A 24,744-nucleotide genomic window follows, 5' to 3' on the forward strand; every position below is an offset into this window, starting at 1 on the left:
GCGGCGGTCGCCCCGAGCCACCCTCTCCCGGGCCGGGCGCCCGCGCGCCGCGGCGCCCCGGCGGCTGCCGGGTCACCGCGGCGCGGCGGGTCGACTCCTCACTCCTGCCAGGGCACCTCCGGCGAGCGGAAGTAGTCCACCCCGCGCAGCTCCCAGCGCGGCCCCTGGAGGGCGAGCCGCTCGCGGTAGGTGGCCCAGTCGTGGGTCTCCTGCGGGGACCACCCGATCTCGGCGATGCCCGGCATCCGCGGGAAGGCCATCGTCTCGACGTCGTCGAGGTCCTCCAGCGTCTCGGTCCAGATCGGCGCCTCGACACCCAGGACCACGTCCTCGCCGATGCCCGGGGCGTACGTGGCCGGGTCCCAGGCGAAGGAGTCCTCGACCCCCGTCAGGCCGGCCCAGGCCAGGCCGAGCGGGAAGTCCGCCGTGTACTTCATGTCGAGGTAGGCGTGGTCGGCCGGCGACATGATCACGCGGTTGCCGCGGGCGAGGGACTCGACCATCCCCTCCTCGGGCGTGCCCGGGATCCAGTACTGGCCGACGGCGAGCGGGCCGCCCTCCGCCGGGCCCGGTGCGAGGGGGAGGTACTCCTGCCAGCCGACGGCGGTCTTGCCGGTCGCCTCGACCAGCGGCAGCACCCTGCACATGAACTGCGCGTACTGCTCCTCGGTGGTCACGTGCGCCTCGTCGCCGCCGACGTGCAGGTACTGCCCCGGCGTCAGGGCCGCCAGCTCGCGCAGGACGTCCCCGACGAACTCGTACGTCACCTCCTCCTCCACGCAGAGCGTGGAGAAGCCGACCTCGATGCCGGTGTACGGCGGCGGCGCGACGCCGTCGCAGTTCAGCTCGGGGTAGGAGTGCAGCGCCGCGTTCGTGTGGCCGGGCATGTCGATCTCCGGCACGACGACCACGCCGCGCGCGGAGGCGTGGGCGACGATCTCGGCGTAGTCCTCCTGGGTGTAGAAGCCGCCGGGGCCACCACCGACCTCGGTGGTGCTCCCGAGCTCCGTCAGCCGCGGCCAGCTCTTGATCTCGATGCGCCAGCCCTGGTCGTCGCTCAGGTGCAGGTGGAGGTGGTTGATCTTGTAGGCGGCGAGCGAGTCGACGTACGTCTTCACCTCCTCGACCGTCATGAAGTGGCGCGCGACGTCGAGCATCGCGCCGCGGTAGGCGAAGCGCGGGCTGTCCTCGATCCGCCCGCCCGGCACCAGCCACGGGCCGGGCTGCACCTCGTCGGCCTCGACGGCGGCGGGCAGGAGCTGGCGCAGCGTCTGCACCGCGTGGAGCAGCCCCTCCCGGGTGCCGGCGCGCAGGACCACCGAGCGGCCCGACGCCTCGAGCACGTAGCCCTCGTCGCCGAGGGCGGGGTCCTCCTCGTCGACGAGCAGGCTGATGCCCGCCAGCGGCCTCGCCCCGGTGCCGGCGCCGTCCGTCGGGACCACCGGGAGGCGGTACCCCGTGGCCGGGCCGAGCAGCTCGACCAGCTCCTCCGCGGCCGCGGCGGCGGCGTCCGAGCCGCTCTGCACGCGCACCACGGTGCCCGGGCCCAGCACGACGGGTCGGCCGCTCGGCTCCACGGAGGCCGGCAGGGGGATGACGTCCGACAGCGACCCGACGGCACCGGACGGCGGGCGCGAGGACGCCGTCGCGCCGGTCGCCGGTGCCGCGGCGGCGGGTGCCGCGAGGCCGGCCAGCAGGAGGGCGGCGAGCGCGCCCCGGCCGGCTCGGGTGGTGGGTGCGCGCATGGGGGACCTCCAGGTCTCCTCGTCGAGACGGGTCGGGGACGCACGGACGGCGAGTCGTCCTGTTCGTCCGTTGTGGCCAGCGTAGCGACGGGAGAGGGACCTGGACAGGGCCGCAGCCCGGCAGCCGCACCGCCCGCCCCCGCGCGCCGCCGGGACGTCGTCGGTGCGCCGCGGCAGAGTGCGGGCATGACGTCGCAGGCGGAGGCAGCGGGCACGGCGGTCGAGGGGTGCGTCTTCATCGGTCTGTCGGTGGACGGGTTCATCGCCCGCCTCGACGGCGACCTGGAGTGGCTCACGGACCGCGGCGAGGCGGCGGGGGACGCGGGCTTCCGCGACTTCGTGGCCAGCGTGGACGCCGTGCTCATGGGGCGCGGCACGTACGACGTCATCGCCGGCTTCGACCGCTGGCCCTACCAGGACCGGCCCGTCCACGTGCTCAGCACGTCGATGACCCCGGGCGAGGACGCGCGCGTCACCGTGCACGGCGACCTCGAGGACGCCCTCGCCGCCCTGGCCCGCGACGGGCGTCGCCGCGTCTACGTCGACGGCGGCCGCGCCGTGCAGGCCTGCCTGGCCGCGGGCGTCGTGCGCGAGATGACCCTCTCGCGCGTCCCCGTCCTCATCGGCACGGGCGAGACCCTCTTCGGCCCGCTGCCCCGCGACGTCGACCTCAAGCACGTGCGCACCGAGGTCCTCGGCGGCGGCATGGTGCAGACGACCTACGCCGTGCTGCCGCGCGAGGACGAGGACGACTGAGGCCCCTCGCACCCGGGCCCGCCCTCGTCCGCGACGAGGCGCAGCAGCCGCGCCAGCTCGGCGCGGTCGTCCTCGTCGAGCCGCGCGAAGAGCGCCTCGGCGTCCTGCGCGCGCGCCCGCTCCACCCGGGCGGCCAGCTCGCGCCCCTGCTCGGTGGCGCGCAGGACGACGGCCCGCCGGTCGGCCGGGTCGGCGGCGCGGACGACGAGGTCCGCCCGCTCGAGGCCGTCGGCCACCTCGGTGGCCGAGCGCGGCGCGATCCGCAGCGCCGCGGCCAGGTCGGAGACCCGCAGCCCGTCCGACGCGGACACCGACCGCAGCGCCCGCGCCTGGTGCGGCGTCAGGCCGTGCGGCTCGAGCACGGCGCCCCAGCGGCGGCGCAGCGAGCGCGCGGCGCCCATCAGCAGCTCCGGCAGCGGGGCGTCGTCGGTCACGGCGGGAATGCTAGGCGCTCCCGGGGTGCTCACCTCATCGTGAGGTAGCCTCCGCTTCTCGCCCCGCCCCCGCCTGAGAGGACGTGGTCACCACGTCGGTCCCCTCCCCCCGTCCGCGCGGCTCCTCCGTCCTCGGCGCCGACGACGGCGTCCCCTCGCCCCGCCCGTCGCGCAGCGGGGGCAGGGGCGGCGGCAGCGGCCGGCGCGTCGACCCCGCAGACCGCGCGCAGCTGGAGCGCTCGCCCGTCTCGCTGCGCCGCGTCGCCGGGCTGTTCGCGGCCCACCGCGCCGCGCTGGCCGCCGTCGTCGTGCTCATCGTCGCCTCGTCGGCCGTCGCGCTGGCCACCCCCTTCCTCGTGCGCCTCGTCATCGACGACGCGCTGCCGCAGCAGGACCTGCCGCTGCTGGGCTGGGCCGTGGCCGGGATGGTCGGCGTCGCCGTCGTCACCGCCGTGCTCGGCGTCGGGCAGACGTGGCTGTCCACCACGGTCGGCCAGGCCGTGATGCACGAGCTGCGCACCGGCGTCTTCAGCCACCTGCAGCGCCAGCCCGTCGGCTTCTTCACCCGCACCCGCGGCGGGGAGGTGCAGTCGCGGCTCACCAACGACATCGGCGGCATGCAGTCCGTCGTCACGTCGACGGCCACCTCGCTGGCCGCCAACGCGACGACGGTCGTGGGCACCGCGGTGGCCATGGGCGTGCTCTCGTGGCGGCTGTCGCTGCTCTCGCTCGTCGTCGTCCCGCCGTCGGTGTGGCTGACGCGCCAGGTCGCCGTGATGCGCCGCTCCGTCACCGCCGCCCGCCAGCGCCGCCTCGCGGACCTGCAGACGCAGGTCGAGGAGGGGCTGTCCGTCAGCGGCGCCCTGCTGGGCCGCACCCTCGGCACGGGGCCCGCCCAGAGCGCGCGCTTCCGCGAGACCTCGACCGACCTCGTCGGCCTCGAGGTGCGCAGCCAGCTCGCCGGCCGCTGGCGCTGGGCCACGATGTCGGTGGTCTTCGCCGCGGTCCCGGCCGCCGTCTACCTCGCCGCCGGGTTCCCCGTCACCTCCGGCGGCATGACGATCGGCACGCTCGTGGCCTTCACCGGGCTGCAGGGCGCGCTGTTCCGCCCCCTGCTGGGGCTGCTCGACGCCGGCGTGCAGATCACCTCCTCGATGGCCCTGTTCAGCCGGATCTTCGAGTACCTCGACCTGCCCGTCGAGGTCGACGACCCCGCGCGCCCCGTCGCGCTCGACCCGGCGCGCGTGCGCGGCGAGGTGCGCCTGGAGGGCGTCTCGTTCACCTACCCCGCCCCCGACGGCGGCCCGGGCGCCTCGCCGGCCCTGTCCGGCGTCGACCTCGTGGTGCCGGCGGGCGGCTCGCTCGCGCTCGTGGGCGCCACCGGCTCGGGCAAGTCGACGCTCGCCTCGCTGGTGCCCCGCCTGCAGGACCCGACGGCGGGCCGCGTGCTGCTCGACGGCGTCGACGTCCGCGACCTGCGGCTGGCGACGCTGTCGCAGGTGGTCGGCGTCGTGTCGCAGGAGACGTACCTGCTGCACACCAGCGTGCGCGAGAACCTCCGGCAGGCGCGGCCCGACGCGACCGACGCCGAGGTCGAGGACGCCGCCCGGCGCGCCCAGGTGCACGACCTCCTCGCCGGCCTCCCGGACGGCTACGACACCCTCGTGGGCGCGCGCGGCCACCGCTTCTCCGGCGGCGAGCGCCAGCGCCTGGCCATCGCGCGCACCCTGCTGCGCGACCCGCGCGTCCTCGTCCTCGACGAGGCGACGAGCGCCCTGGACACCCGCACCGAGCGCGCCGTCCAGGCCGCGCTCGACGAGGCCAGCCGCGGTCGCACGACGATCACGGTGGCGCACCGGCTCTCGACGATCCGCGGCGCGGACGTCGTCGCCGTGCTCGACGGCGGGCGCGTCGTCGAGCAGGGCCCGCCCGCGCAGCTGCTGGCCGCCGGCGGCCACTACGCCCGGCTGCTCGAGGCCGCCCAGGACGCGCCCGAGGTGCTGCCCGTCTGAGGCGGTGCCCCCGGCGCACGGCACGGGCGCCACGGCACCGCCCCCCTCCGGTCGCCCGCCGCCGGGGCCGACCGGGGACGAGCCCGCCCGGGGACCGTCCGGAGCGGCGGGGAAGGCGTCAGGGCGGCGTCAGGACCGCGGGGCCGGGCACCCGCGCGGGAGCAGGGTCGGCCCGTCGGCGCGAGCGCGCCGGCCGGGCTCGCGCCCGTCTCCCCCGGAGGTGCTCCGTGGCCGACACGGCCTACGTGCTCCTGACGCTCGGCGGCTTCGCCGCCCTGCTCCTGCTCGTCCGCGCCCTCGAGCTCATGGGCTCTCGAGCTCAGGGGCGGGACCGCTCGTGAGCGCCGCCTCGGCGATGGCCCTCGCGGTGGTGGCTGCGCTCGCCGTCTACCTGCTCGCGGCCCTGCTGCGGGCCGACCGCTCGTGAGCGACGGCGTCGCCGGCGCGCTGCAGGTCGCCCTCCTCGTCGCCGCGCTGCTCGCCGCGCAGGGCCCCCTCGGCGCCTGGATCGCGCGCAGCGTCTCCAGCACCCGCCACCTGGGCGCGGAGCGGGTGGTCTACCGCCTCGCCGGGGTCGACCCGGACGCCGACATGCGCTGGGCCGTCTACGCGCGCTCGGTGCTCGTCTTCTCCGCCGTCTCGGTGCTGGCCCTCTTCGCGCTGCAGCGCCTGCAGGCCGCGCTGCCGCTGTCCGTGGGTCTCCCGGGCGTCGAGCCCGCCACGGCCTGGAACACCGCCGTCTCCTTCGTGACGAACACGAACTGGCAGTCCTACAGCGGCGAGAGCGCCATGGGCCACCTCGTGCAGGCGGCCGGGCTGGCGGTGCAGAACTTCCTGTCCGCCGCCGTCGGCGTCTGCGTCGCGATCGCGCTGGTGCGCGGCTTCACCCGCTCGCGCACCGACCGCCTCGGCAGCTTCTGGGCCGACCTCGTGCGCGTGGTCGTGCGCGTCCTGCTGCCGCTCTCCCTCGTCGCCGCCGTGGTCATGCTGCTCGGGGGCGTCGTGCAGAACCTCTCCGCCCCCACGACCGTGACCACGCTGACCGGCGGGACGCAGACGCTCGTCGGCGGCCCCGTCGCCTCGCAGGAGGCCATCAAGGAGCTGGGCACCAACGGCGGCGGCTTCTACAACGCCAACTCCGCGCACCCCTTCGAGGGGCCGAGCGCCTGGGTGAGCCTCCTGCAGGTCTTCCTGCTGCTCGTCGTCCCCTTCTCGATGCCGGCCGCGCTGGGCCGCCTCGTCGGGGACCGCCGCCAGGGCCGCCTGCTCCTCGCCGTCATGGGCGGCCTGTGGCTGCTCGCCGTCACGGCCGTCACGTGGGCCGAGACGACCGGCGCCGGGCTCGTGCCGCAGGCCGCAGGGGCCTCGGTCGAGGGCAAGGAGACCCGCTTCGGCGAGGCGCTGTCGGCCCTGTTCGCCGCCTCGACGACGGCGACGTCGACGGGCGCCGTCAACAGCTTCCACGACTCCTACACCGCCGCCGGCGGGGGCGTGCTGATGCTGAGCATGATGCTCGGCGAGGTCACGCCCGGCGGCGTCGGCTCCGGCCTGTACGGGATGCTCGTGCTCACCGTGCTCGCGGTCTTCCTCGCCGGCCTGATGGTCGGGCGGACGCCCGAGCTGCTGGGCAAGAAGATCGGCCCGCAGCAGATGGTGCTCGTCGCCCTCAACGTCCTGGCGATGCCCGCCCTGCTGCTCGTCGGGGCGGCGGTCACCGCCGGGGTGCCCGCGCTCGTCGACGCCTCGGTGCAGGACGCCGGGCCCCACGGGCTCAGCGAGGTCCTCTACGCCTACGCCTCGGCCGCCAACAACAACGGCTCGGCGTTCGCCGGCTTCGGCGCGGCCACGACGTACCAGAACACCGCCCTGGGCGTCGTGATGCTGCTGGGCCGCTTCGTGCCCCTCGTGCTCGTCCTGGCCCTCGCCGGCTCCCTGGCGCGCCAGAGCGCCGTGCCCGCGGGCGCCGGCACCCTGTCCACCCGGTCCCCCGTCTTCGGCGCGCTGCTCGCGGTCGTCGTCGTGGTCGTGGCCGGTCTCACCTTCGTGCCGGCCCTCGCGCTGGCACCCCTCGCGGAGGCCCTCTCGTGAGCACGCCCGCCCCGGTCCTCGAGCGCCCGGCCCCGGCCGGAGACGGCGGGGGGAGCCCGTCCGACGGCCGCGTCGCCGCCGGCGCCTTCAGCCCGCGCCAGCTCGTCGCCGCCCTGCCCGCGGCCCTGCGCCGCCTCGACCCGCGGCACCAGGTCCGCACCCCCGTGATGATGGTCGTCTGGGTCGGCTCCGTGGCCACCACCGTGCTCGCCGCGGCCGACCCGTCCGTCTTCTCCGTGCTCGTCGCCGGGTGGCTGTGGGCGACCGTGGTCTTCGCCGGCCTCGCCGAGGCCGTCGCCGAGGGGCGCGGGCGGGCCCAGGCCGAGAGCCTGCGCCGCACCCGCGCGACGACGACCGCCCGCCGCCTGCGCCCCGGCGGTCCGGAGGGCGCCGAGGAGGAGGTGGCCGCGGCCGAGCTGCGCGCCGGCGACCTCGTCGTCGTGGAGGCCGGCCAGGTGGTGCCCGGCGACGGCGACGTCGTCGAGGGCGTCGCCTCCGTCGACGAGTCCGCCATCACGGGCGAGTCGGCGCCGGTCATCCGCGAGTCCGGCGGCGACCGCTCGTCGGTGACGGGCGGCACGACCGTGCTGTCGGACCGCCTCGTCGTGCGCATCACCGCCGAGCCGGGGGCGTCCTTCCTCGACCGGATGATCTCCCTGGTCGAGGGCTCCTCGCGGGCCAAGACGCCGAACGAGCGGGCCCTGGACCTGCTGCTCGCCGCCCTCACGCTCGTCTTCCTCCTGGCCGTGACGACGCTGCAGCCCTTCGCGGCCTACTCCGGCCAGCCCCAGCAGCTGCTCGTCCTCGTGGCGCTGCTCGTGTGCCTCATCCCGACGACGATCGGCGCGCTGCTCTCGGCCATCGGCATCGCCGGGATGGACCGGCTCGTGCAGCGCAACGTGCTGGCGATGTCCGGCCGCGCCGTCGAGGCCGCCGGCGACGTCGACGTCCTGCTGCTGGACAAGACGGGCACCATCACCTACGGCGCCCGCCGCGCGACCGCGCTGCTGCCGGCCCCCGGCGTCGGCGCGGACGAGCTGGCCGCCGCGGCGCGCCTGTCCAGCCTGGCCGACGAGACGCCCGAGGGCCGCTCCGTCGTCACGCTCGTCGACGGCGCCCCCGAGAACGGGGCCGGTGCGCCGGAGCCGGACGGGCGCGACCTCGTCGACATCCCGTTCACCGCGCAGACCCGGATGAGCGGGGTCGACGTCGGGCCCGGCCCGGGAGGCGGCACCGCACGGCGCCTGCGCAAGGGCGCGGCGTCGGCCGTGCTGGCGTGGGTGCGCTCCGAGGGCGGCGAGGCCGACCCCGCGGTCGGGGCGACCGTGGACGAGGTCGCCCGCAGCGGCGGCACGCCGCTCGTCGTGGCCGAGCAGGTCGACGGCGCCCCCGCGCGGGTCCTCGGCGTCGTGCAGCTGCAGGACGTCGTCAAGGAGGGCATGGCCGAGCGCTTCGCCGAGCTGCGCCGCATGGGCATCCGCACGGTCATGGTGACCGGCGACAACGCCGTGACGGCCGCCGCGATCGCCCGCGAGGCGGGCGTGGACGACGTCGTCGCGGAGGCGACGCCGGAGGACAAGCTCGCCCGCATCGCGGCCGAGCAGCGCGCGGGCCGGCTGGTGGCCATGACCGGCGACGGGACCAACGACGCCCCGGCGCTGGCGCAGGCCGACGTCGGGATGGCGATGGGCTCGGGCACCTCGGCCGCCAAGGAGGCCGGGAACATGGTCGACCTAGACTCCGACCCCACGAAGCTCATCGAGGTCGTGGCCATCGGCAAGCAGCTGCTCATCACCCGCGGCGCGCTGACGACCTTCAGCCTGGCCAACGACGTCGCCAAGTACTTCGCCATCCTCCCGGCGATGTTCTCCGGGCTGTTCCCGGGCCTGGACGCGCTGGACGTGATGCGGCTGGCGAGTCCCGAGTCGGCGATCCTCTCCGCCGTCGTGTTCAACGCGCTCGTCATCGTGGCGCTCATCCCGCTCGCCCTGCGGGGCGTGCGCTACCGGCCCTCCGACGCGTCCTCGCTCCTGCGCCGCAACCTGCTCGTCTTCGGGCTGGGCGGCGTCGTGGCGCCGTTCGTCGGCATCAAGGCCCTCGACCTGCTCCTCTCCCTCCTCCCCGGGATCGGCTGACCATGCCCGCACGCGCCACCGCGCCCCTGCGCCTCGCCGGCGCCTGCCTGCGCCTGCTCCTCGTCATGACCCTGCTGCTCGGCGTCGCCTACCCGGGCGCCGTCCTGCTCGTCGGCCGCCTGGTGCCCGAGCGCGCCGACGGCTCGCCCGTCCGCGTCGACGGGCGGGTCGTCGGCTCGGCCCTGCTCGGCCAGTCCGTGCCCGAGGGCCCCGAGGGCGACGCGTGGTTCCACCCGCGCCCGTCGGCGGCCGGCGACGGCTACGACCCCCTGTCCTCCGGCGCCTCCAACCTCGGCCCGAGCAGCCCGGAGCTGCTCGCGCTCGTGGAGGAGCGGCGCGCGCGGGTCGCCGAGCGCGAGGGCGTCGACCCGGCCCTCGTGCCCGCCGACGCCCTGACCGCCTCGGGCTCGGGCCTGGACCCGCACGTCTCCCCCGCCTACGCCGCCCTGCAGGTGCCGCGCGTCGCCCGCGAGCGCGGCCTGCCCGAGGACGAGGTGCGCGCGATGGTGGACGACGCCACGACGGGGCGCTGGCTGGGCGTCGTCGGCCAGCCGGCCGTCGAGGTCCTCGCCCTCAACGTCGCCGTGGAGGAGGCCGCCGACCCGGCGGTCGTGCGGTGAGGAACCGGCCAGTGGGCGGTCGTGCGGTGAGCGGCCGGGCCGCGGCACGGCCCGCGGTCGCGGCGGGGCACGATGCCCCCGTGGAGACCGCCGGGCCGCGGAGACGGCCGTGAGGGGCGCGCTGCGCGTGCACCTCGGCGCCGCACCGGGTGTCGGCAAGACCTACCGGATGCTCGACGAGGGCCGCCGGCGGCGCGACCGCGGGGACGACGTCGTCGTGGCGCTCGTCGAGACGCACGGCCGCGCCCGGACGGCCGCGATGGTCGGGGACCTCGAGGTGGTGCCGCGCCGGGAGGTCGAGCACCGCGGCGCCCGGCTGGAGGAGATGGACCTCGACGCCGTCCTCGCCCGCTCGCCGCGGGTCGCCCTCGTCGACGAGCTGGCCCACACCAACGCGCCGGGCTCGCGCCACGCCAAGCGGTGGCAGGACGTCGAGACCCTGCTCGACGCCGGGGTCGACGTCGTGACGACGGTGAACATCCAGCACCTGGAGTCCCTCGCCGACGTCGTGGCGACGATCACCGGTGTGCGCCAGCAGGAGACGGTGCCCGACTCGGTCGTGCGCGCGGCCGACCAGGTCGAGCTCGTCGACATGAGCCCGCAGGCCCTGCGCCGCCGGATGGCGCACGGGGACGTCTACGCCGCCGAGCGGGTCGACGCGGCGCTCAGCCAGTACTTCCGCGTCGGCAACCTCACGGCCCTGCGCGAGCTCGCGCTGCTGTGGGTCGCCGACCGGGTCGACGCCGCGCTCGTGCGCTACCGCGCCGACCAGGGCATCGCGGCGCCGTGGGCCGCGCGCGAGCGCGTCGTCGTCGCCCTCACCGGCGGCCCGGAGGGCGAGGCCCTCGTGCGGCGCGGCGCGCGCATCGCCGGCCGCGGCACGGGCGGGGAGCTCGTCGCCCTGCACGTCTCGGCGCAGGACGGGCTCACGGGGGCCGCGCCGGACTCCCTGGCCGTGCAGCGGCAGCTCGTGGAGTCCCTCGGCGGCACGTGGCACGCCGTCGTCGGCGACGACGTCGCGGCCGCCGTCCTCGACTTCGCCCGCGGGGTCAACGCCACGCAGGTGGTCATCGGCGCGAGCCGGCGCGGGCGCGTGGCGGCGGCCCTCTCCCCCGGCGTCGGGGCCGCCGTCGTCCGCGACAGCGGCGACATCGACGTCCAGATCGTCACGCACGCCCAGGCCGGCCGGGCGCGCACGGCCCACGGCCGCCGCGCCCTGCTCGCCCCGCGGCGCCGGGCCTGGGGGTGGGCGCTCGCGGCCCTCGGCCCGCTCGTCCTCGCCGGCGGGCTGCACCTGGCGCGCGGCAGCCTCGACCTGGCCATCGACCTGCTGCTCTTCCTGGCCCTGACCGTCGGCGTCGCCATCGTCGGCGGGCTCGGGCCCGCCGTCCTCGCCGCCCTGCTGGGCGGGGTGCTGGCCAACGTGCTGTTCACCCCGCCGCTGTACACCCTCACCATCGCCCGGCCCCAGAACGCCCTGGCCATCGCCGTGCTCGTGGCCGTGGCGATCGCCGTGTCCGCCGTCGTGGACGTCGCGGCGCGCCGCACCACCCAGGCGGTGCGGGCGCGCGCGGAGGCCGACGTCCTGTCCGCGCTGGCGGGCTCGGTGCTGCGCGGGCAGGACGCGCTGCCCGCGCTGCTGGAGCGGGTCCGCGAGCTCTTCGGGCAGCGCGCGGCGGCGGTCCTGGCGCGCGGTCCCGAGGGCGCCCCCTGCTCCCTGGTGGCCTGCGCCGGCACCGACCCGCCGTGCACGCCCGCGGCGGCCACGACGACCGTGCCCGTCGACGACGACCTCGTGCTGGCCCTCTCGGGGCCCGTCCTGCGCTCGGAGGACCTGCGCGTCGTGACCGCCGTCGCCGTCCAGGTCGGCACGGTGGTGGAGCGCGACCGGCTGCGCGCCAGCGCCCGCCAGACCCGCCGCGAGCGCGAGCTGACGCGCGTGCGCACCGCGCTGCTCGCCGCGGTCTCCCACGACCTGCGCACCCCGCTGGCGGGCGTCAAGGCCGGCGTGAGCGCCCTGCGCCTGGAGGACGTCGAGCTCGGCCCCGAGGACGAGGCCGCGCTGCTCGCCGACGTCGAGACCTCCGCCGACCGCCTCCAGCAGCTCGTGGACGACCTGCTGGACATGAGCCGCCTCGACGCCGGCGCCCTCGCCCTGCGGCGCCGCCCGACGGCGCTGGACGAGCTCGTGCCCCGCGCCGCGGCCGGGCTGCCGGAGGGGCGCGTCCACCTCGACGTCCCCGAGGACCTGCCCCTGCTCGACGTCGACGCCGGCCTGCTCGGGCGGGCGCTCGGCAACGTCCTGGAGAACGCCGTGCGGCACGCGCCGCCGACGACGCCGGTCGTCGTGAGCGCCGGCCGCGCCGGCGGCGACCTCGTCGTGCGCGTCGTCGACCGCGGCCCCGGGGTCCCCGAGGAGGAGCTCGACGCGGTCTTCACCGCCTTCCGGCGCCTCGACGACAGCCGCAGCCACGGCGGCAGCGGCCTGGGGCTCGCGGTGGCCCGCGGCTTCGTGGAGGCCCACGACGGCGTGCTCGAGGCCGAGGGCACGCCCGGCGGCGGCCTCACCGTCTCGATGCGCCTGCCCCTGCCGGCCGACGACGGCACCCCGGCGGGCACCACACCCGCCACGACCCCGGCCACCACCCCGGCCACCACCGCGGGCGCCGGGGGCGCGGCGTGACGCGCGCCGTCGTCGTCGAGGACGACCGCGCGCTCGCGCGGGCGCTCGCCATCACCCTGCGCGCCTCGGGCTACGAGGTGACGACGGCCGCGACCGGCGCCGAGGGCCTCGCGGCGGTGGCCTCCGCGCACCCCGACGTCGTCGTGCTCGACCTCGGCCTGCCGGACATGGACGGGCTCGAGGTGCTCGCCGCGGTGCGCGGGTGGTCGGCCGTCCCCGTGCTCGTGCTGACCGCCCGCGCCACCGGCGACGACGCCGTCGAGGCCCTCGACGCCGGCGCCGACGACGTCGTGACGAAGCCGTTCGGCATGGACGTGCTGCTGGCGCGGCTGCGCGCCGCCGTCCGGCGCGGCCCCTCGGAGGTCGCCGAGCCGGTCGTGCGGACGGCCGCCTTCGACGTCGACCTCTCCCGCCGGCTGGTGCTCGTGGACGGCGAGCCCGTGCGGCTGACGCCGACCGAGTGGCACCTGCTCGAGATGCTCGCCCGCGCCCCGGGGCGCGTCGTGCCCCAGCAGGTGCTGCTCGCCGAGCTCCGCGGCCCCCACCTGCGGGGGGACGGGCACTACCTGCGCGTCTACGTCGCCCAGCTGCGCCGCAAGCTCGAGCCCGACCCCGCCCGACCCCGCCACCTGCTGACGGAGCCGGGCGTCGGCTACCGGCTGGAGGTCTGAGCCGGACCGGTCGCCGCGCCGGTCGACGCTCCGGCCCGGGGGCGCGGCACCGCGGGCGCCGCGGCGCGCTCGTCCAGCCAGCGGGTGAACGCCTCGACCCCGAGGGGCCGGCTGTGCAGGTAGCCCTGCGTCTCGTCGCAGCCGAGCTCGTGCAGCGCCCGGAGCGTCGCCTCGTCCTCGACGCCCTCGGCCACCAGCCGCATGCCGAGGCGGTGCGCGAGGTCCACCGTCGTGCGGACGATGGCGGCCGTCCGCCCCTCCTCGAGCAGGCGCACGGTGAAGCTGCGGTCGAGCTTGAGCTCGGTGGCCGGGAGGTCGTCGAGGTAGGCCATGGAGGCGTAGCCCGTGCCGTAGTCGTCGATGCTCAGCCCGACGCCGCGGGCCGTGAGGCACCCGGCGGTCCGGACGGCCAGCTCCGGGTCCTCCATCAGCGTCGTCTCGGTGATCTCCAGGACGAGGTCCGCGGGGTCCAGGCCGCTCTCCGCGAGGACCGCGTCGACCAGGGGCAGCAGGTCGGGGTTGACGAGGCAGCTGGTCGAGACGTTGACCGACACGCGCAGGGAGTGGCCGCGCTCGCGCCAGCGGACGGCGTCCTCGACGGCCCTCCGCAGCACCAGGGTCGTCACCTCGGCCATGAGCCCGTGCTCCTCCACCAGGTCGAGGAAGGCTCCCGGTGCCAGCAGGCCGCGGCTCGGGTGCTGCCAGCGCACGAGCGCCTCCGCCCCGACCACCGCGCCCGTCTCCGCGGCCACCTGGGGCTGGTAGTGGACGAGGAGCCCGCCGGCGCCCGGGGCGCCGTCGAGCGTCGCGCGCAGCTCCCCCAGGAGCTGCCGGCGGTCCCGGCGCTCGGCGTCGACCGCCTCGTCGTAGACGCCCGTCGCCCCCCTCCCGTCAGCCCCCCGCCCGTCCGAGCCGGTGCGCTTGGCGAGGAACATCGCGGCGTCGGCGCGGCGCAGGAGCTCCTCGGCGTCGACGTGGCGGCCGGCGGCGTCCGGCGTGGTGGCGACGCCGACGCTGACGACGGCCCGCAGCGGGCGCCCGTCCACGACGGCGGGCTCGGCCGTGGCGTCCACGACGGCGCGCGCCACCGCCGTCGCCTCCTCCAGCCCCGCGCCGGGCAGCAGGACGGCGAACTCGTCCCCGCCGAGGCGGGCGAGCAGCGCGGTCGGGGGCAGGTGCTCGCCCGCGCGGCGGGCGGTGCCGCGCAGCAGCGCGTCGCCGACCGCGTGGCCGTGGCTGTCGTTGACCTCCTTGAAGCGGTCCAGGTCGAGCAGCAGCAGGGCTGCGGAGCCGTCCCCGCCCGTGGCCGAGCCGAGCGCCCGGTGGAACGCGCGGCGGTTGGCGAGCCCGGTGAGGTCGTCGGTCAGGGCCTGGCGCCGGCTGTCCGCGAGGACCAGGACCTCGCGGATGACGAGGAGCAGCTTGAGGCCGACGAGCAGCAGCGAGACGAGGACGAGGTGCACGGCGGCGTCCGGGACCGGGTGGACCTCGTCCAGCGCGAGCAGCCCCACCCCGCCGACGAGCACGACGACGGGGGTCATGACGAGCCCGAAGGTCTCCACGCGGGCGGCCGTGCGCGGGCCCGCCGGCGCGGCGGCGGCGGTGGCGAGCAGGAGCAGCGCCGCGAGCCTGCCGACGTCGACGGCGGGGCCGACCACGGCGCTGCTCAGCACGCCGGTCACGTGCAGCGCACCGGCGACGTCGCTCGCGCACAGCGTCGTGAACGCCGCGAGCACGAGCGGCAGGCGGCGGTCGGACCGCCAGCCGGACAGGGCCCAGTTGGCCACGGCGAGGGACGCCATGATCAGGCCGAGCAGGGGACGCGCCGTCAGCGTGAGGGCTCCGGCGACGTCCAGGTCCAGGGCGTCGACGACGCGCGGCACCACGAACGCCGAGCTGGCCGCCGCCACGGCCGCGGTCACGACGACGCCGTCGAGCCACGCGCTGGGGAGCACCCGCTCCACGCGCTGGCGCAGCAGCACCATCTGGCCGGCGTACAGCAGCGGGTAGGCGACCAGCCCCACCGCGAAGGCCCCGGTGTGCGTCCGCAGGCCCTCGAGCCACACCTGCGGGCTGCGGGTCGGGTCGTAGTCCTCCGCGAGCCACATGAGGGCGAGCTGGCCACCGACGAGGATCCCGGCTCCGGCCGCCATCAGCAGCCACGGGAGCCGGCCCCTGCTCGTGCGCAGGCCGCCGACCACGACGAGGGCCACCCCGGCGACCGCCAGGACGGAGTAGACGAGCGCCGACGCCGTCCGCCCCCCGGGGAGCACGCCGAGGACGACGACCAGCACCAGGCCGAGCACGGCAGCGGCGACCGCGGCGCGGCGGCAGCGCGGGGAGCGGCGGCGCTCGGGCGCGGCGGGAGCGCCCCGCCGTCGCACCGGCGACAGCGGGCGCTCGGGAGGGCGAGGGCTCACGTCATGCCCTCGGCGCGCGCCCCCGGGTCCTTGAGCGCGCGACCACCGGTGCACCCGACCGGGTCACGCGGGCGAGAGCGCCACCCGCCCGGTCACGCCGACGAGCGTGCCGCCGCCCACCCAGACGTCCTCGCCCTCGGCCTCGACGTGCACCCGGCCGCGGCGTCCCAGCGCGGTGCCCTGCGCGGCGACGTACGGGGCCCTCGCGTGCCCGGCCGCCAGGAGCCACTGCGCGAGGCCGGCGTTGAGGCTGCCCGTCACCGGGTCCTCGTCCACGCCCGCGCCGACGGCGAAGGCACGGACCTCGAACGCCGCCTCGGCGCCCGGCGGGTGCGGCCCGACGACGCCGAGGTCGAGCCCCTCGAGCTCGGCGAGGTCGGGCGCGAGCGCCAGCACGGCTGCGGCGTCGCGCAGCAGCAGGGAGACCCAGCCGGGGCCGTTGTCGGTCCACGCGGCGTCGACGACGTCGTCCTCGGCCAGGTGCAGGCCGCGGCGCAGCCGGGCGAGCAGCTCCGCGTCCACCGGCCCGCTGCGCACGAGCGGCGGCGCGGCGAAGGCGAGGCGGCCGACGACCGCGGGGTCGCGGCGCACGCGCACCAGCCCGGCGCCGCACTCCTGCACGAGGTGCTCGCCCCGGGGCGTCCCGCCCGCCTCGAGCCACGCCCGCGCCGACCCCAGCGTCGGGTGCCCCGCGAAGGGGAGCTCTCGCGAGGGGGTGAAGATCCGCAGCCGGTAGTCGGCGGAGGCGTCCTGCGGCGGCAGCAGGAAGGTGGTCTCCGAGAGGTTCGTCCAGCGCGCGAAGGACTGCATGCGCGCCTCGGACAGGCCCTCGGCGTCGTGGACGACGGCGACGGGGTTGCCGAGCCCCGGCCCGGCGCCGGGCTCGTCGGTGAACACGTCGACCTGCGAGAAGGGGAGCACCGGGGCAGCCTGTCAGGCTTGTGCACGCGGTTCCGCGGGGAGCACGCCCCCGGTGGCCGGGCCGCGCCGCAGGTCGTCCGGCCGCAGGTGGTCCGCCCCGGGGGTCCTCCTCAGGGAGGACGAGCGGGCCCGACCGCGGGCTGATGACGCCCGGGGTGCGCCCGCGGTGGGGTGGTGCGGCACGCCCGCCGCACGAGCCGACCGACGACCGGAGGAACCATGAGCACCTCGAACCACCCGTCGGGGGCGACGAGCACCCCCGTGCTGGTGCGGGTGGACCTCCCCGAGGAGGCCTCCGGGCCCGGCCTCGCGGCGTGCGTCCGCAGCATCCGCCTCGCCCTGGCGCGCGGCGGCGTCGTCGTCGACCCGAGCCCGGCCCGCGCCTGGCCGCCGGGGCCCCGGCTCGTGCTCGAGCACCTGCGCACCACGGCCGAGCGCCGCGGCCGGCCCTGGGTGGAGCGCCCGCGCGGCTGAGCCGGGCTCCCCGTCGGTCGAGCGCGCGCCGTCAGTCGAGCGCGCGCCGCAGGAAGCCGCGGATGCCGGTGGCGGTGAGCAGGGCGAGGAAGCCCAGCAGCGCGAGGACGCACACCCACGCCGGGACGTGCGGGGTGGCGGGCAGGAGCGAGCCGCGCAGGCCCTCGGAGACGTAGGTCAGGGGGTTGAGCGCCGTGACCACCTGGAACCACGGCAGGACCTCGAGCGAGGCCCACGGGTACTGCGCCGCGCCGGTGAACAGCAGGGGCGTCAGGACGAGGGCGAAGACGATGTTGATCTTGCTCGGCGGCACGAGCGTCCCGAGCGTGAGGCCGCCAGCGGCACCGGTCAGGGCGCCGAGGACGACGAACAGCACGACCCAGCCGAGAGCCCCGGCCTCCCAGGGGATGCCGCCGAGGATCCAGACGCCGAGCGGGAACATGGCCGCCGACGCGACGAGGGCCCGCAGCGTCGAGAACGCCATCTTCTCCAGCGCGACGGCGGTGGTCGGCGTCGGCGCGAGCAGCCTGTCCTCGATCTCCTTGCTGAAGGAGAAGTCGATGACCAGCGGCAGCGCCGTCGTCTGCAGCGCGGTGAGGAACGCCGTCAGGGCCACGATGCCGGGGAAGAGCAGCTCGGCGTAGCCCTCCTGCAGGAAGCCGAGCGAGCCGAGCACCTGCCCGAAGACGAACAGCAGGAAGACCGGCTGCAGGAGGACCTGCGCGAGGAACGCCGGCATCTCCCGCCATGTGACGAAGAGGTCCCGCCACAGGATCATCAGCGCCGGCGTCAGCGTGCTCGTCGAGGCCGTGCCGGCCCCTCGCGTGCTGCGGTCGCCGCTCATCGGAGCTCCCTGCCGGTGAGGGCGAGGAAGACGTCCTCGAGGTCGGGCCGCCCGAGCCGCACGTCGGTGATGAGGGCGCCGGTGGCGCTGACGGCCTCGGCGACGGGCGCGAGGTGCGCGGCCGGGTCGCCGTCGACCGACAGCCGCAGCCGGCTCGTCGGGGCCGGCCCGGGCAGCCGGTCGACGGCCGTGACGCCGCGCACGCGCGCCGTCGCCTCCGCGACCGCCGTCCCGACGTCATCGGCCTCCTCCGACCCCCGGGGCCGGCGGGCGCCGTCGGGTGGGGTGACGACGACCTCGATGCTGCCGCCGCTGCTGTGCTCGGCGACGAGCGCCGCCGGGGTGTCGAGGGCGAGCAGCTCCCCGTGGTCGACGACGCCCACGCGGTCGCAGACCTCCTCGGCCTCGTCCATGTCGTGCGTCGTGAGGACCACCGTGGTGCCCGCCGCGCTGAGCTCGGCGACGCGCTCCCAGACGAACAGGCGCGCCTGCGGGTCCAGGCCGGTGCTCGGCTCGTCCAGGAACAGCACCTGCGGGTCGTGCATGAGGGCGCGGGCGATCATCAGGCGCTGCGCCTGGCCCCCGGAGTACTTGTCGACCTTGTCCCCGCCGCGGTCGCCGAGGCCGAAGCGCTCGAGCAGCTCGTCGGCCCGCCGGTGCCGCTCGGCGCGCCGGACGCCGTGGTACCCGGCGGAGAAGACGAGGTTCTGGCGCGCCGTCAGCACCCGGTCGAGGTTCGGCCGCTGCGGGACGACGGCGAGGCGGCGGCGGGCCTCGGAGGGGTCGCGGCGCACGTCGACGCCGCCGACGCGGGCGCTGCCGCTGCTGGCGCGGACCCGGGTCGTCAGCACCCCGACCGTCGTCGTCTTGCCCGCGCCGTTGGGGCCGAGGAGACCGAGCACCTCCCCGGGGCGGACGGCGAAGCTGATGCCGTCGACGGCGTTGCGCGGGCTCCTCGGGTAGCGCTTGACGAGGTCGACGACCTCGACGGCGGGCTCGGCGGCACCGCCGGGCGCCGCGCCGGGGTCCGCGCGGTGGGCGGGCGGGGCGGAGGTCACCCCGGCATCCTCGCCCGCCCGCCCCCGCCCCGCAGCGGCGACCTCAGGCGCGGCGCCGGACGACGACGACGAGGTCGGTGACCTCCCCGACCTGCCCCTGCGGGCCGAGCGCCTCGCGGGCGGGCGCGTCGACGCGCAGCGCCTCGAACTCCTCCTCCGGCAGGGCCAGCCCGGCGTGCACCTGCGCCGCCGTCGGGAACTCGTGCCCCGCGTGCCAGCTCCACGACGGCGCGGAGCCGTGGTCGACCAGCACGAGCACCCCGCCCGGGGCCAGCAGCCCCGCCGCCCGGCGCAGCACCGCCGGCCGGTCCCAGTCGACGGGCGACTGGAGGAAGAAGGCGCTGACGAGGTCGAACGGGCCCGCCGGCAGCGACTGCTCGAGGTCGTGCTGCTCGGTGGTCACCTCCAGCCCGGCCGCGGCCGCCGCCTCGCGGGTGCGGGCCAGCGCCGTCGGGGCGACGTCGACCGCCGTGGTCGCCCACCCCTGCGCGGCCAGCCAGAGCGAGTCCCCGCCCTCGCCGCAGCCGAGGTCGAGCGCCCGCCCCGGCGCCAGCCCCGACACCACCTCCACCAGCAGGGCGTTGGGGCGCCCGCTCCAGATGCGGCCGCGGTCGGCGTAGAAGCCCTCCCACCGCTCCTGCGTGCTGAGCGAGGCGTCCTCGAGGGCCGCCCGGCCCGCGTCTCCGGGGGCGGCCGCCCGGGAGTCGTGCCCGTGGCCGTGGCCGTGCTGGGGAGCGCTCATGCCGGCGCCGCCACGCGCGCGGCGCGGGCCACGCGGACCGCGGCGGTGGTGTCGTCGTCGACGAGGTCCTTGGTGATCATCGAGCCGGCCGTCATGCCGGCGGCCGCCGCGGCCAGCACCGGGGCCATCGGCGCGCTCACGTTCCCCGCGACCCAGACGCCCGGCACCGAGGTCGCCCCGGTGGATTCGGCCGGCACGTGCTCCCCCAGCGACATCCCGTTCATCACGAGCTCGGCGGGCTCGACGCCCAGGCCGGCCAGCACCCCGCTGCGGGCGACGGCCCGCGACGTCGTCACCAGCGCCTGCACCGCGACGACGCGCCCGTCCGCGAGGCGCACCGCCTCCACCCGGTCGTCGTCGACCTCGAGGCCGACGACCTCCCCCTCGACCACCTCGACGCCCCGAGCCGCCATCCGCTCCGCCTGCTCCGGCGACGGCGCCGGGCCGGTGTGCTGCAGCAGCACCACCCGCTCGCTCCAGCCGCGCCACATGAGGGCCTGCTCGACGCCGAAGGCGCTCGTCGACAGCACGCCCACCACGCGGTCGGCGACCTCGCGCCCGTGGCAGAAGGGGCAGTGGAGCAGGTCCCTCCCCCAGCGCTCGGCCAGCCCCGGGACGTCGGGCAGCACGTCGACCGCGCCCGTCGTCACGAGCAGCCGCCGCGCCAGCACCGACCGGCCGTCGTCCAGGCCGACCCGGAAGCGCGCGGCGCCCGGCCCGCCGTCACCGAGGCGCTCGGCGGTGCGGGCCGTCCCGGTGAGCACGGTCCCGCCGTAGGCCTCGACCTCGGCGCGCCCGATCGCCACCAGCTCGCGGGGCGGCGTCCCCTCGCGCCCGAGGTAGTTGTGCACGCCGTCGGCCGGGGCGTTGCGCGGCTGTCCGGCGTCGACGACGAGCGTGCTGCGCAGCGCCCGCGCCGTCGTCAGCGCCCCGGCGAGACCTGCTGCGCCGCCGCCGACCACGACGACGTCGTACTGCTCCTGCAGGAGCTCGCCCTCGGCGACCTCCCTCTCCTCCGTGCTCACATCTGCTCCTCGCCCGTCCGTGCGGCCACCCGGCTGGCCGCCTCCCGAGGAGAGTGCGCCGGACGCTCCCCCGTGGCAAGGAACGTTGCCGGAACGGCAAACTGGCCGGGTGAGCGACGACGACCTGTCCCCCGTCCTGGACGCGGTCGGCCCGCGGCTGCGCGCGCTGCGGGTGCAGCACGACCGGACGCTGGCCGACCTCGCGGCGGAGACCGGCATCTCGGTGAGCACGCTGTCGCGCCTGGAGTCCGGGCAGCGGCGCCCCACGCTCGAGCTGCTGCTGCCGCTGGCCCGCGCGCACCAGGTGCCGCTCGACGAGCTGGTCGACGCGCCCGAGACGGGCGACCCGCGGGTGCGCGCCCGGCCGGTCACGCGCGGCGGGATGACGATGGTGCCGCTGACGCGCCGGCCCGGCGGCATCCAGGCGATGAAGCTGCTGCTCCCGCTCGGCTACGGCGCGGGCGCCGAGCAGCGCACCCACGAGGGCTACGAGTGGCTGTACGTCCTGGACGGCCGCCTGCGCCTGCGGCTGGGGCCGCACGACATGGTCCTCGCCCCCGGCGAGGCCGCGGAGTTCGACACCCGCACGCCGCACGCCATGGCCAACACCGGCGACGACGTCTGCGAGCTGCTCGCGCTCATGGGCCCGCAGGGCCAGCGCGCGCACCTGCGGGCGCGGCCGGCGGCGAAGACCGCTCGCTGAGGGCGGCGCCCCGGTCAGTCCCGAGGACCCCTCGGCGCCGCGGGAGCCGGGCCGGCCGCTCCCGGTGGCACCGGGTCCGCGGCGCCGCCGCTGCCGGCGACGACGGCGCCCGCGGGGTCGGGGGCGCCGTCCAGGGGGTGCGCCAGCTCGTCGGCGGGCAGCCGACCGGCCGCGAGCGCGACGACGGCGAGGAGCACCGGCGCGGCCCCGGCGACGAGGAACACCGGCTCGAGGCCCAGCGCCGCGCTGGCCGGGCCGGCCAGGGCCATGGAGACGGGCATGAACGCGAGCGAGACGAAGAAGTCGAGGCTCGAGACCCGCCCGAGCAGCGACGGCGGGACGCGCCGCTGCAGCAGCGTCCCCCAGATGACGGTGGCCGCCTGGAACGTCGCCCCGACCACCGCGCCCGCGACCACCATGACCCACACCGCCGTCGCGACGCCGAAGAGCGCGAGCGGCAGGCACCCGGCCCCCCAGAGCAGGATCATCACCGTGAGGTAGCGCCGGGGCATCGGCCGCGAGGCGACGACGAGCGAGGCCACCGCACCGCCGACGCCGAAGGCGGCGAGCACCAGCGCGTGGTCCTGGGGGCCGCCGCCGGCGCGGTCGCGGATCGCGAACGGCGTGAGCACCTCGAGCGGACCGATGACGAGCAGCACCATCACCGACGCGAACAGGAGCGTCCACAGCAGCCACGGCGTGCGCCGCATGTAGGCGAAGCCCTCGGCGACGTCGGCCAGCGCGGCCCGCAGCGGGGAGCGCCCGTGGGCGGCCGCCTCGGCGGCGAGGTCCCGGCGGAGCGGGGTGCGGGGCAGGCCGACGACGCACACCAGCGCCCCGGCGGCCGACACCGCGGCGGCGAGCAGCGCCGCGCCCGGGGAGGCTGCGGCCACGAGGGCCCCCGCCGCCGCCGGGCCGGCCGCGTTGACGAGGAGCGGGCGCAGGAAGCCCTCGATCCCGTTGGCCTGCAGCAGCTGGTCGGCGGGCAGGAGCGAGGGCAGCAGCGCCGAGTACGCCGGGTAGTACAGGCCCTGCCCGACGCCGATCAGCGCCGACAGCCCCGCGAGGTGCCACACCTCCAGGCTCCCGGTGAGGGACAGCGCGGCGGCGGCGGACATGGCGACGAGCTCGGCCGCGGCGACGGCGAGCAGGATGCGCCGCTGCGGCACGCGGTCGGCGAGGACCCCGCCGAGCAGGGCGGTGGCGAGCATCCCGACCGCGAAGCCGGCGCTGACCAGCGAGACGGCGGCGGGTCCGCCGCCGAGCGCGATCACCTGCCAGACGACCGCCAGCGTCCACAGCCCCGCGGCGGCCAGCGACCCCACCAGGGCCCCGGCGAGCCACCGGTAGCCGGGCGCGCCCAGGGGGAGCAGCGCGCGGGGCAGCCCGCGCCGGGCGGTGCTCACGGCGTCCTCCTGGTGGCGTCGACGTCCGCGCGCGAGCGCCGCGCACGGCACGAGTCGACCGCGGCGGGGCCCGCGGTGGCAAGGGGGTTCCGGCGTCCCGCGCTCGGCCCCTGCGTCGACTCCGCGACCTCGGTCTGCCCGGAGCTCAGGCCCGACGGCGGGTGGTCCGCGGCGCGCGGCGCCTCAGGCCCGCCACTCCTGCGTGGGGGAGCCCGTAGAGCGCGACGTCCTCGCGCCGTCCGCGCAGCGGCATCCGTCAGCACGAGGCAGTCGACGCCGGTCGCGTCGCCGTCTCGCCCGAGATGGAGGTTCCGGTCACCGGACAGCGCCCTCGGTGACCCGGACCTCCATCTCGCCGAGGCGCAGGCCCGGGCTCGCACGGCTCCACCGCGACCGGTGGCCCCAGCTCGGGCGCGATCAGACGAACCCCAGCCGCGCGAGCGGCTCGACGAGCTCGCGCTCCTCGTAGGACAGGTGGCTCAGCAGGACGTCGCTGAGCAGGTCCACCGCGGCCCGCACCTCCTCGACGCCGGCGGGTCCCGGCGCGGCGACGGACGCGACGAGCGCGCGGTCCACGCGCTCGAGCACGTCGTGGATCGCGTGGTGCTCCTCCTCGAGCCGGTCCACCACCGGGCCGAGCCGCGGGTCGCCGCTGCGCAGGTGGGGGAACATGCTGCGGTCCTCGATGGTGTGGTGCGTCGTCACGACGCGGCAGTAGCTCTCGCAGTAGGTCCCGAGCGTCCAGGCGTTCTGCCGCAGCGTCATGGTCGCGATGTGGCTGCGCGCCTGACCCGGGCTCGTGGCTCCCGCCCCCACCTGCTCCACGAGGTCGTGCAGCTGCGCGAGCTCGGAGCGCAGGTGGTCGTGGACGCTGATGAGGTGGCCGCCCTGGGTCGCCTCGTCCTCGGTGTAGGTGCGGCCCGGCTCGGGCGCGGGGCCGGTCGGGCGGGCCGACTCGTCCCACACCCGCTCGCGGCTGCGGCGCACGCCGTCGTCCGGCGTGGGGACCACGGGCAGACCCGGGGCCGCGGACGACGTCCCGGCGGCGACCCGCGGGACGAGGACCTCGTCGACCACGGGCGAGGCCGAGGTGACGTCGCCGCCGGCCCGCGCCCCGCGCTCGGCGTCGACGACCTCGCGCACCCCGGGCGCGACCTCGGCGGCGAACCGTCGCAGGTCGTCGGGGTCGTCGCTGCCGAGGAGGAAGCCGCTGAGCCCTTCCGACAGCGCGAGATCGGCGAGCTCCTCGACCCACTGCTCGGCCGGCCCCTGCAGCGGACCGGTGGAGCGGCGGGTGAAGCGCCCGCTCAGGTTGAGCAGGCGGCGCACGTCACCGGGCGCGCGGCCCGCGGCCAGCGCGGCCTCGTCCACGGCGGCGTTCCCGCGCTCGAGGTCGCCCGGCTGGAGGTAGCCCGTGGAGGGCAGCCAGCCGTCGGCGAGGCGCCCGGTGAGCTCGAGCATGCGGGGCCCGTACGCGCCGACCCAGATCCCGACGTCGTGCGCCGGCGCCGGGCCGCGCTTCGCCCCGACGACGCGGTGCACGTCGCCCTCGAGGCGCACGCCGCCCCGTGCGGACGCGTCCCAGGTCTGCCGCAGCACCGCGATGGCCTCCTCGAGCCCGAGGACCGCCTCCCGCGGCGTGAGCCGGCGGGCCCCCATGGCCTCGATGGCGTCCCAGAAGGCGCCGGCGCCGAGCCCCAGCTCGACGCGCCCGCCGCTCAGCAGGTCCAGGCTCGCCACCGAGCGCGCGAGCACGGCCGGCGGCCGCAGCGGCAGGTTGACGACGTTCGGCGCGACCCGCAGCCGCGTCGTGCTCGCGGCGACCCAGGACAGCAGCGTCCAGGTGTCGAGGAAGCCGGGCTGGTACGGGTGGTCCTGGAACGTGGCCAGGTCGAGGCCCACGGCCTCGCAGAGGCGGGCGAGCTCCACCACGCGCCCCGGGTCCGCCGCCGAGGGGGTGAGGAAGGCCCCGAAGAGCAGGTCGTGGCCGTGGTCGGTCACCAGTCG

At 77.3% G+C, this 24,744-nt stretch carries 20 protein-coding genes; 10 read left to right on the forward strand and 10 right to left on the reverse strand.

What is annotated here, in order from left to right:
* Nucleotides 1-98 precede the first annotated feature (98 nt).
* Nucleotides 99-1,745: a family 20 glycosylhydrolase gene (locus tag Q0848_RS13415; protein WP_299038365.1), complete on the reverse strand. Its 1,647-nt coding sequence runs from the start codon at nucleotides 1,743-1,745 to the stop codon at nucleotides 99-101.
* Between the two features lie 186 nt (nucleotides 1,746-1,931).
* Here Q0848_RS13415 and Q0848_RS13420 point away from each other — a divergent pair, with 186 nt between their 5' ends.
* On the forward strand, nucleotides 1,932-2,501 hold the full coding sequence (locus Q0848_RS13420; RefSeq protein ID WP_299038367.1) for a dihydrofolate reductase family protein: 570 nt from the start codon (nucleotides 1,932-1,934) through the stop codon (nucleotides 2,499-2,501).
* On the opposite strand, the gene Q0848_RS13425 is transcribed toward Q0848_RS13420, so the two are convergent.
* Entirely contained in the window at nucleotides 2,465-2,935 is a 471-nt protein-coding gene (locus Q0848_RS13425; RefSeq protein ID WP_299038369.1) for a MarR family winged helix-turn-helix transcriptional regulator, read from the reverse strand. The genes Q0848_RS13420 and Q0848_RS13425 overlap by 37 nt on opposite strands.
* Before the next feature lie 230 nt (nucleotides 2,936-3,165).
* Between Q0848_RS13425 and Q0848_RS13430 the strand changes: the two genes are divergently transcribed.
* The 7 genes from Q0848_RS13430 (at nucleotide 3,166) to Q0848_RS13460 (ending at nucleotide 13,144) form a co-directional block, all read left to right on the forward strand.
* Entirely contained in the window at nucleotides 3,166-4,947 is a 1,782-nt protein-coding gene (locus tag Q0848_RS13430) for an ABC transporter ATP-binding protein (RefSeq protein ID WP_366146611.1), read from the forward strand.
* A 337-nt stretch (nucleotides 4,948-5,284) separates the two neighbouring features.
* A complete protein-coding gene (gene kdpF / locus Q0848_RS13435) occupies nucleotides 5,285-5,374 on the forward strand; it encodes a K(+)-transporting ATPase subunit F (protein WP_299038373.1) in 90 nt (29 codons plus the stop codon).
* A complete protein-coding gene (kdpA, locus tag Q0848_RS13440; protein ID WP_299038375.1) occupies nucleotides 5,371-7,035 on the forward strand; it encodes a potassium-transporting ATPase subunit KdpA in 1,665 nt (554 codons plus the stop codon). Before kdpF ends, kdpA begins: the two co-directional genes overlap by 4 nt.
* Nucleotides 7,032-9,170 (forward strand): potassium-transporting ATPase subunit KdpB, encoded by a 2,139-nt coding sequence (kdpB, locus tag Q0848_RS13445; RefSeq protein WP_299038376.1) that lies wholly within the window; start codon nucleotides 7,032-7,034, stop codon nucleotides 9,168-9,170. The genes kdpA and kdpB overlap by 4 nt, the downstream gene beginning before the upstream one ends.
* 2 nt (nucleotides 9,171-9,172) lie before the next feature.
* Nucleotides 9,173-9,790, forward strand: coding sequence for a potassium-transporting ATPase subunit KdpC (gene kdpC, locus Q0848_RS13450; RefSeq protein ID WP_299038378.1), 618 nt, complete (start codon nucleotides 9,173-9,175; stop codon nucleotides 9,788-9,790).
* Nucleotides 9,791-9,899: 109 nt separating this feature from the next.
* A complete protein-coding gene (locus tag Q0848_RS13455; protein ID WP_299038381.1) occupies nucleotides 9,900-12,473 on the forward strand; it encodes an ATP-binding protein in 2,574 nt (857 codons plus the stop codon).
* Entirely contained in the window at nucleotides 12,470-13,144 is a 675-nt protein-coding gene (locus tag Q0848_RS13460) for a response regulator (protein ID WP_299038382.1), read from the forward strand. Before Q0848_RS13455 ends, Q0848_RS13460 begins: the two co-directional genes overlap by 4 nt.
* On the opposite strand, the gene Q0848_RS13465 is transcribed toward Q0848_RS13460, so the two are convergent.
* The gene (locus Q0848_RS13465; RefSeq protein ID WP_299038383.1) at nucleotides 13,126-15,564 is read right to left on the reverse strand and encodes a bifunctional diguanylate cyclase/phosphodiesterase; all 2,439 of its coding nucleotides are present in this window, start codon (nucleotides 15,562-15,564) and stop codon (nucleotides 13,126-13,128) included. The genes Q0848_RS13460 and Q0848_RS13465 overlap by 19 nt on opposite strands.
* A gap of 63 nt (nucleotides 15,565-15,627) precedes the next feature.
* The gene (locus Q0848_RS13470) at nucleotides 15,628-16,485 is read right to left on the reverse strand and encodes a PhzF family phenazine biosynthesis protein (protein WP_299038385.1); all 858 of its coding nucleotides are present in this window, start codon (nucleotides 16,483-16,485) and stop codon (nucleotides 15,628-15,630) included.
* A gap of 219 nt (nucleotides 16,486-16,704) precedes the next feature.
* On the opposite strand from Q0848_RS13470, the gene Q0848_RS13475 reads away from it, so the two are divergent.
* Entirely contained in the window at nucleotides 16,705-16,959 is a 255-nt protein-coding gene (locus tag Q0848_RS13475) for a hypothetical protein (RefSeq protein ID WP_299038388.1), read from the forward strand.
* 31 nt (nucleotides 16,960-16,990) lie between these two features.
* Here Q0848_RS13475 and Q0848_RS13480 read toward each other — a convergent pair whose 3' ends face one another.
* From Q0848_RS13480 to Q0848_RS13495, 4 genes are read right to left on the reverse strand one after another with little or no spacing between them, the layout of a single operon-like run.
* Nucleotides 16,991-17,803: an ABC transporter permease gene (locus Q0848_RS13480; RefSeq protein ID WP_299038390.1), complete on the reverse strand. Its 813-nt coding sequence runs from the start codon at nucleotides 17,801-17,803 to the stop codon at nucleotides 16,991-16,993.
* Nucleotides 17,800-18,861 carry an ABC transporter ATP-binding protein gene (locus Q0848_RS13485; protein ID WP_299038392.1) on the reverse strand — a complete coding sequence of 354 codons (1,062 nt, stop codon included), beginning with the start codon at nucleotides 18,859-18,861 and terminating at the stop codon, nucleotides 17,800-17,802. The genes Q0848_RS13480 and Q0848_RS13485 overlap by 4 nt, the downstream gene beginning before the upstream one ends.
* A 43-nt stretch (nucleotides 18,862-18,904) precedes the next feature.
* A complete protein-coding gene (locus tag Q0848_RS13490) occupies nucleotides 18,905-19,603 on the reverse strand; it encodes a bifunctional 2-polyprenyl-6-hydroxyphenol methylase/3-demethylubiquinol 3-O-methyltransferase UbiG (RefSeq protein WP_299038394.1) in 699 nt (232 codons plus the stop codon).
* Entirely contained in the window at nucleotides 19,600-20,628 is a 1,029-nt protein-coding gene (locus Q0848_RS13495; RefSeq protein ID WP_299038396.1) for an NAD(P)/FAD-dependent oxidoreductase, read from the reverse strand. The genes Q0848_RS13490 and Q0848_RS13495 overlap by 4 nt, the downstream gene beginning before the upstream one ends.
* Nucleotides 20,629-20,737: 109 nt before the next feature.
* Between Q0848_RS13495 and Q0848_RS13500 the strand changes: the two genes are divergently transcribed.
* Nucleotides 20,738-21,331 carry a helix-turn-helix domain-containing protein gene (locus tag Q0848_RS13500; RefSeq protein WP_299038398.1) on the forward strand — a complete coding sequence of 198 codons (594 nt, stop codon included), beginning with the start codon at nucleotides 20,738-20,740 and terminating at the stop codon, nucleotides 21,329-21,331.
* 14 nt (nucleotides 21,332-21,345) lie between these two features.
* Here Q0848_RS13500 and Q0848_RS13505 read toward each other — a convergent pair whose 3' ends face one another.
* Entirely contained in the window at nucleotides 21,346-22,737 is a 1,392-nt protein-coding gene (locus Q0848_RS13505; RefSeq protein ID WP_299038400.1) for an MFS transporter, read from the reverse strand.
* A 417-nt stretch (nucleotides 22,738-23,154) separates the two neighbouring features.
* Complete coding sequence (locus tag Q0848_RS13510; protein WP_299038401.1) at nucleotides 23,155-24,738, reverse strand: LLM class flavin-dependent oxidoreductase; 1,584 nt, start codon at nucleotides 24,736-24,738, stop codon at nucleotides 23,155-23,157.
* Nucleotides 24,739-24,744: the final 6 nt, after the last annotated feature.

Origin of the sequence: uncultured Pseudokineococcus sp., from assembly GCF_947495735.1 — a bacterium.
Lineage (GTDB): Bacteria > Actinomycetota > Actinomycetes > Actinomycetales > Quadrisphaeraceae > Pseudokineococcus.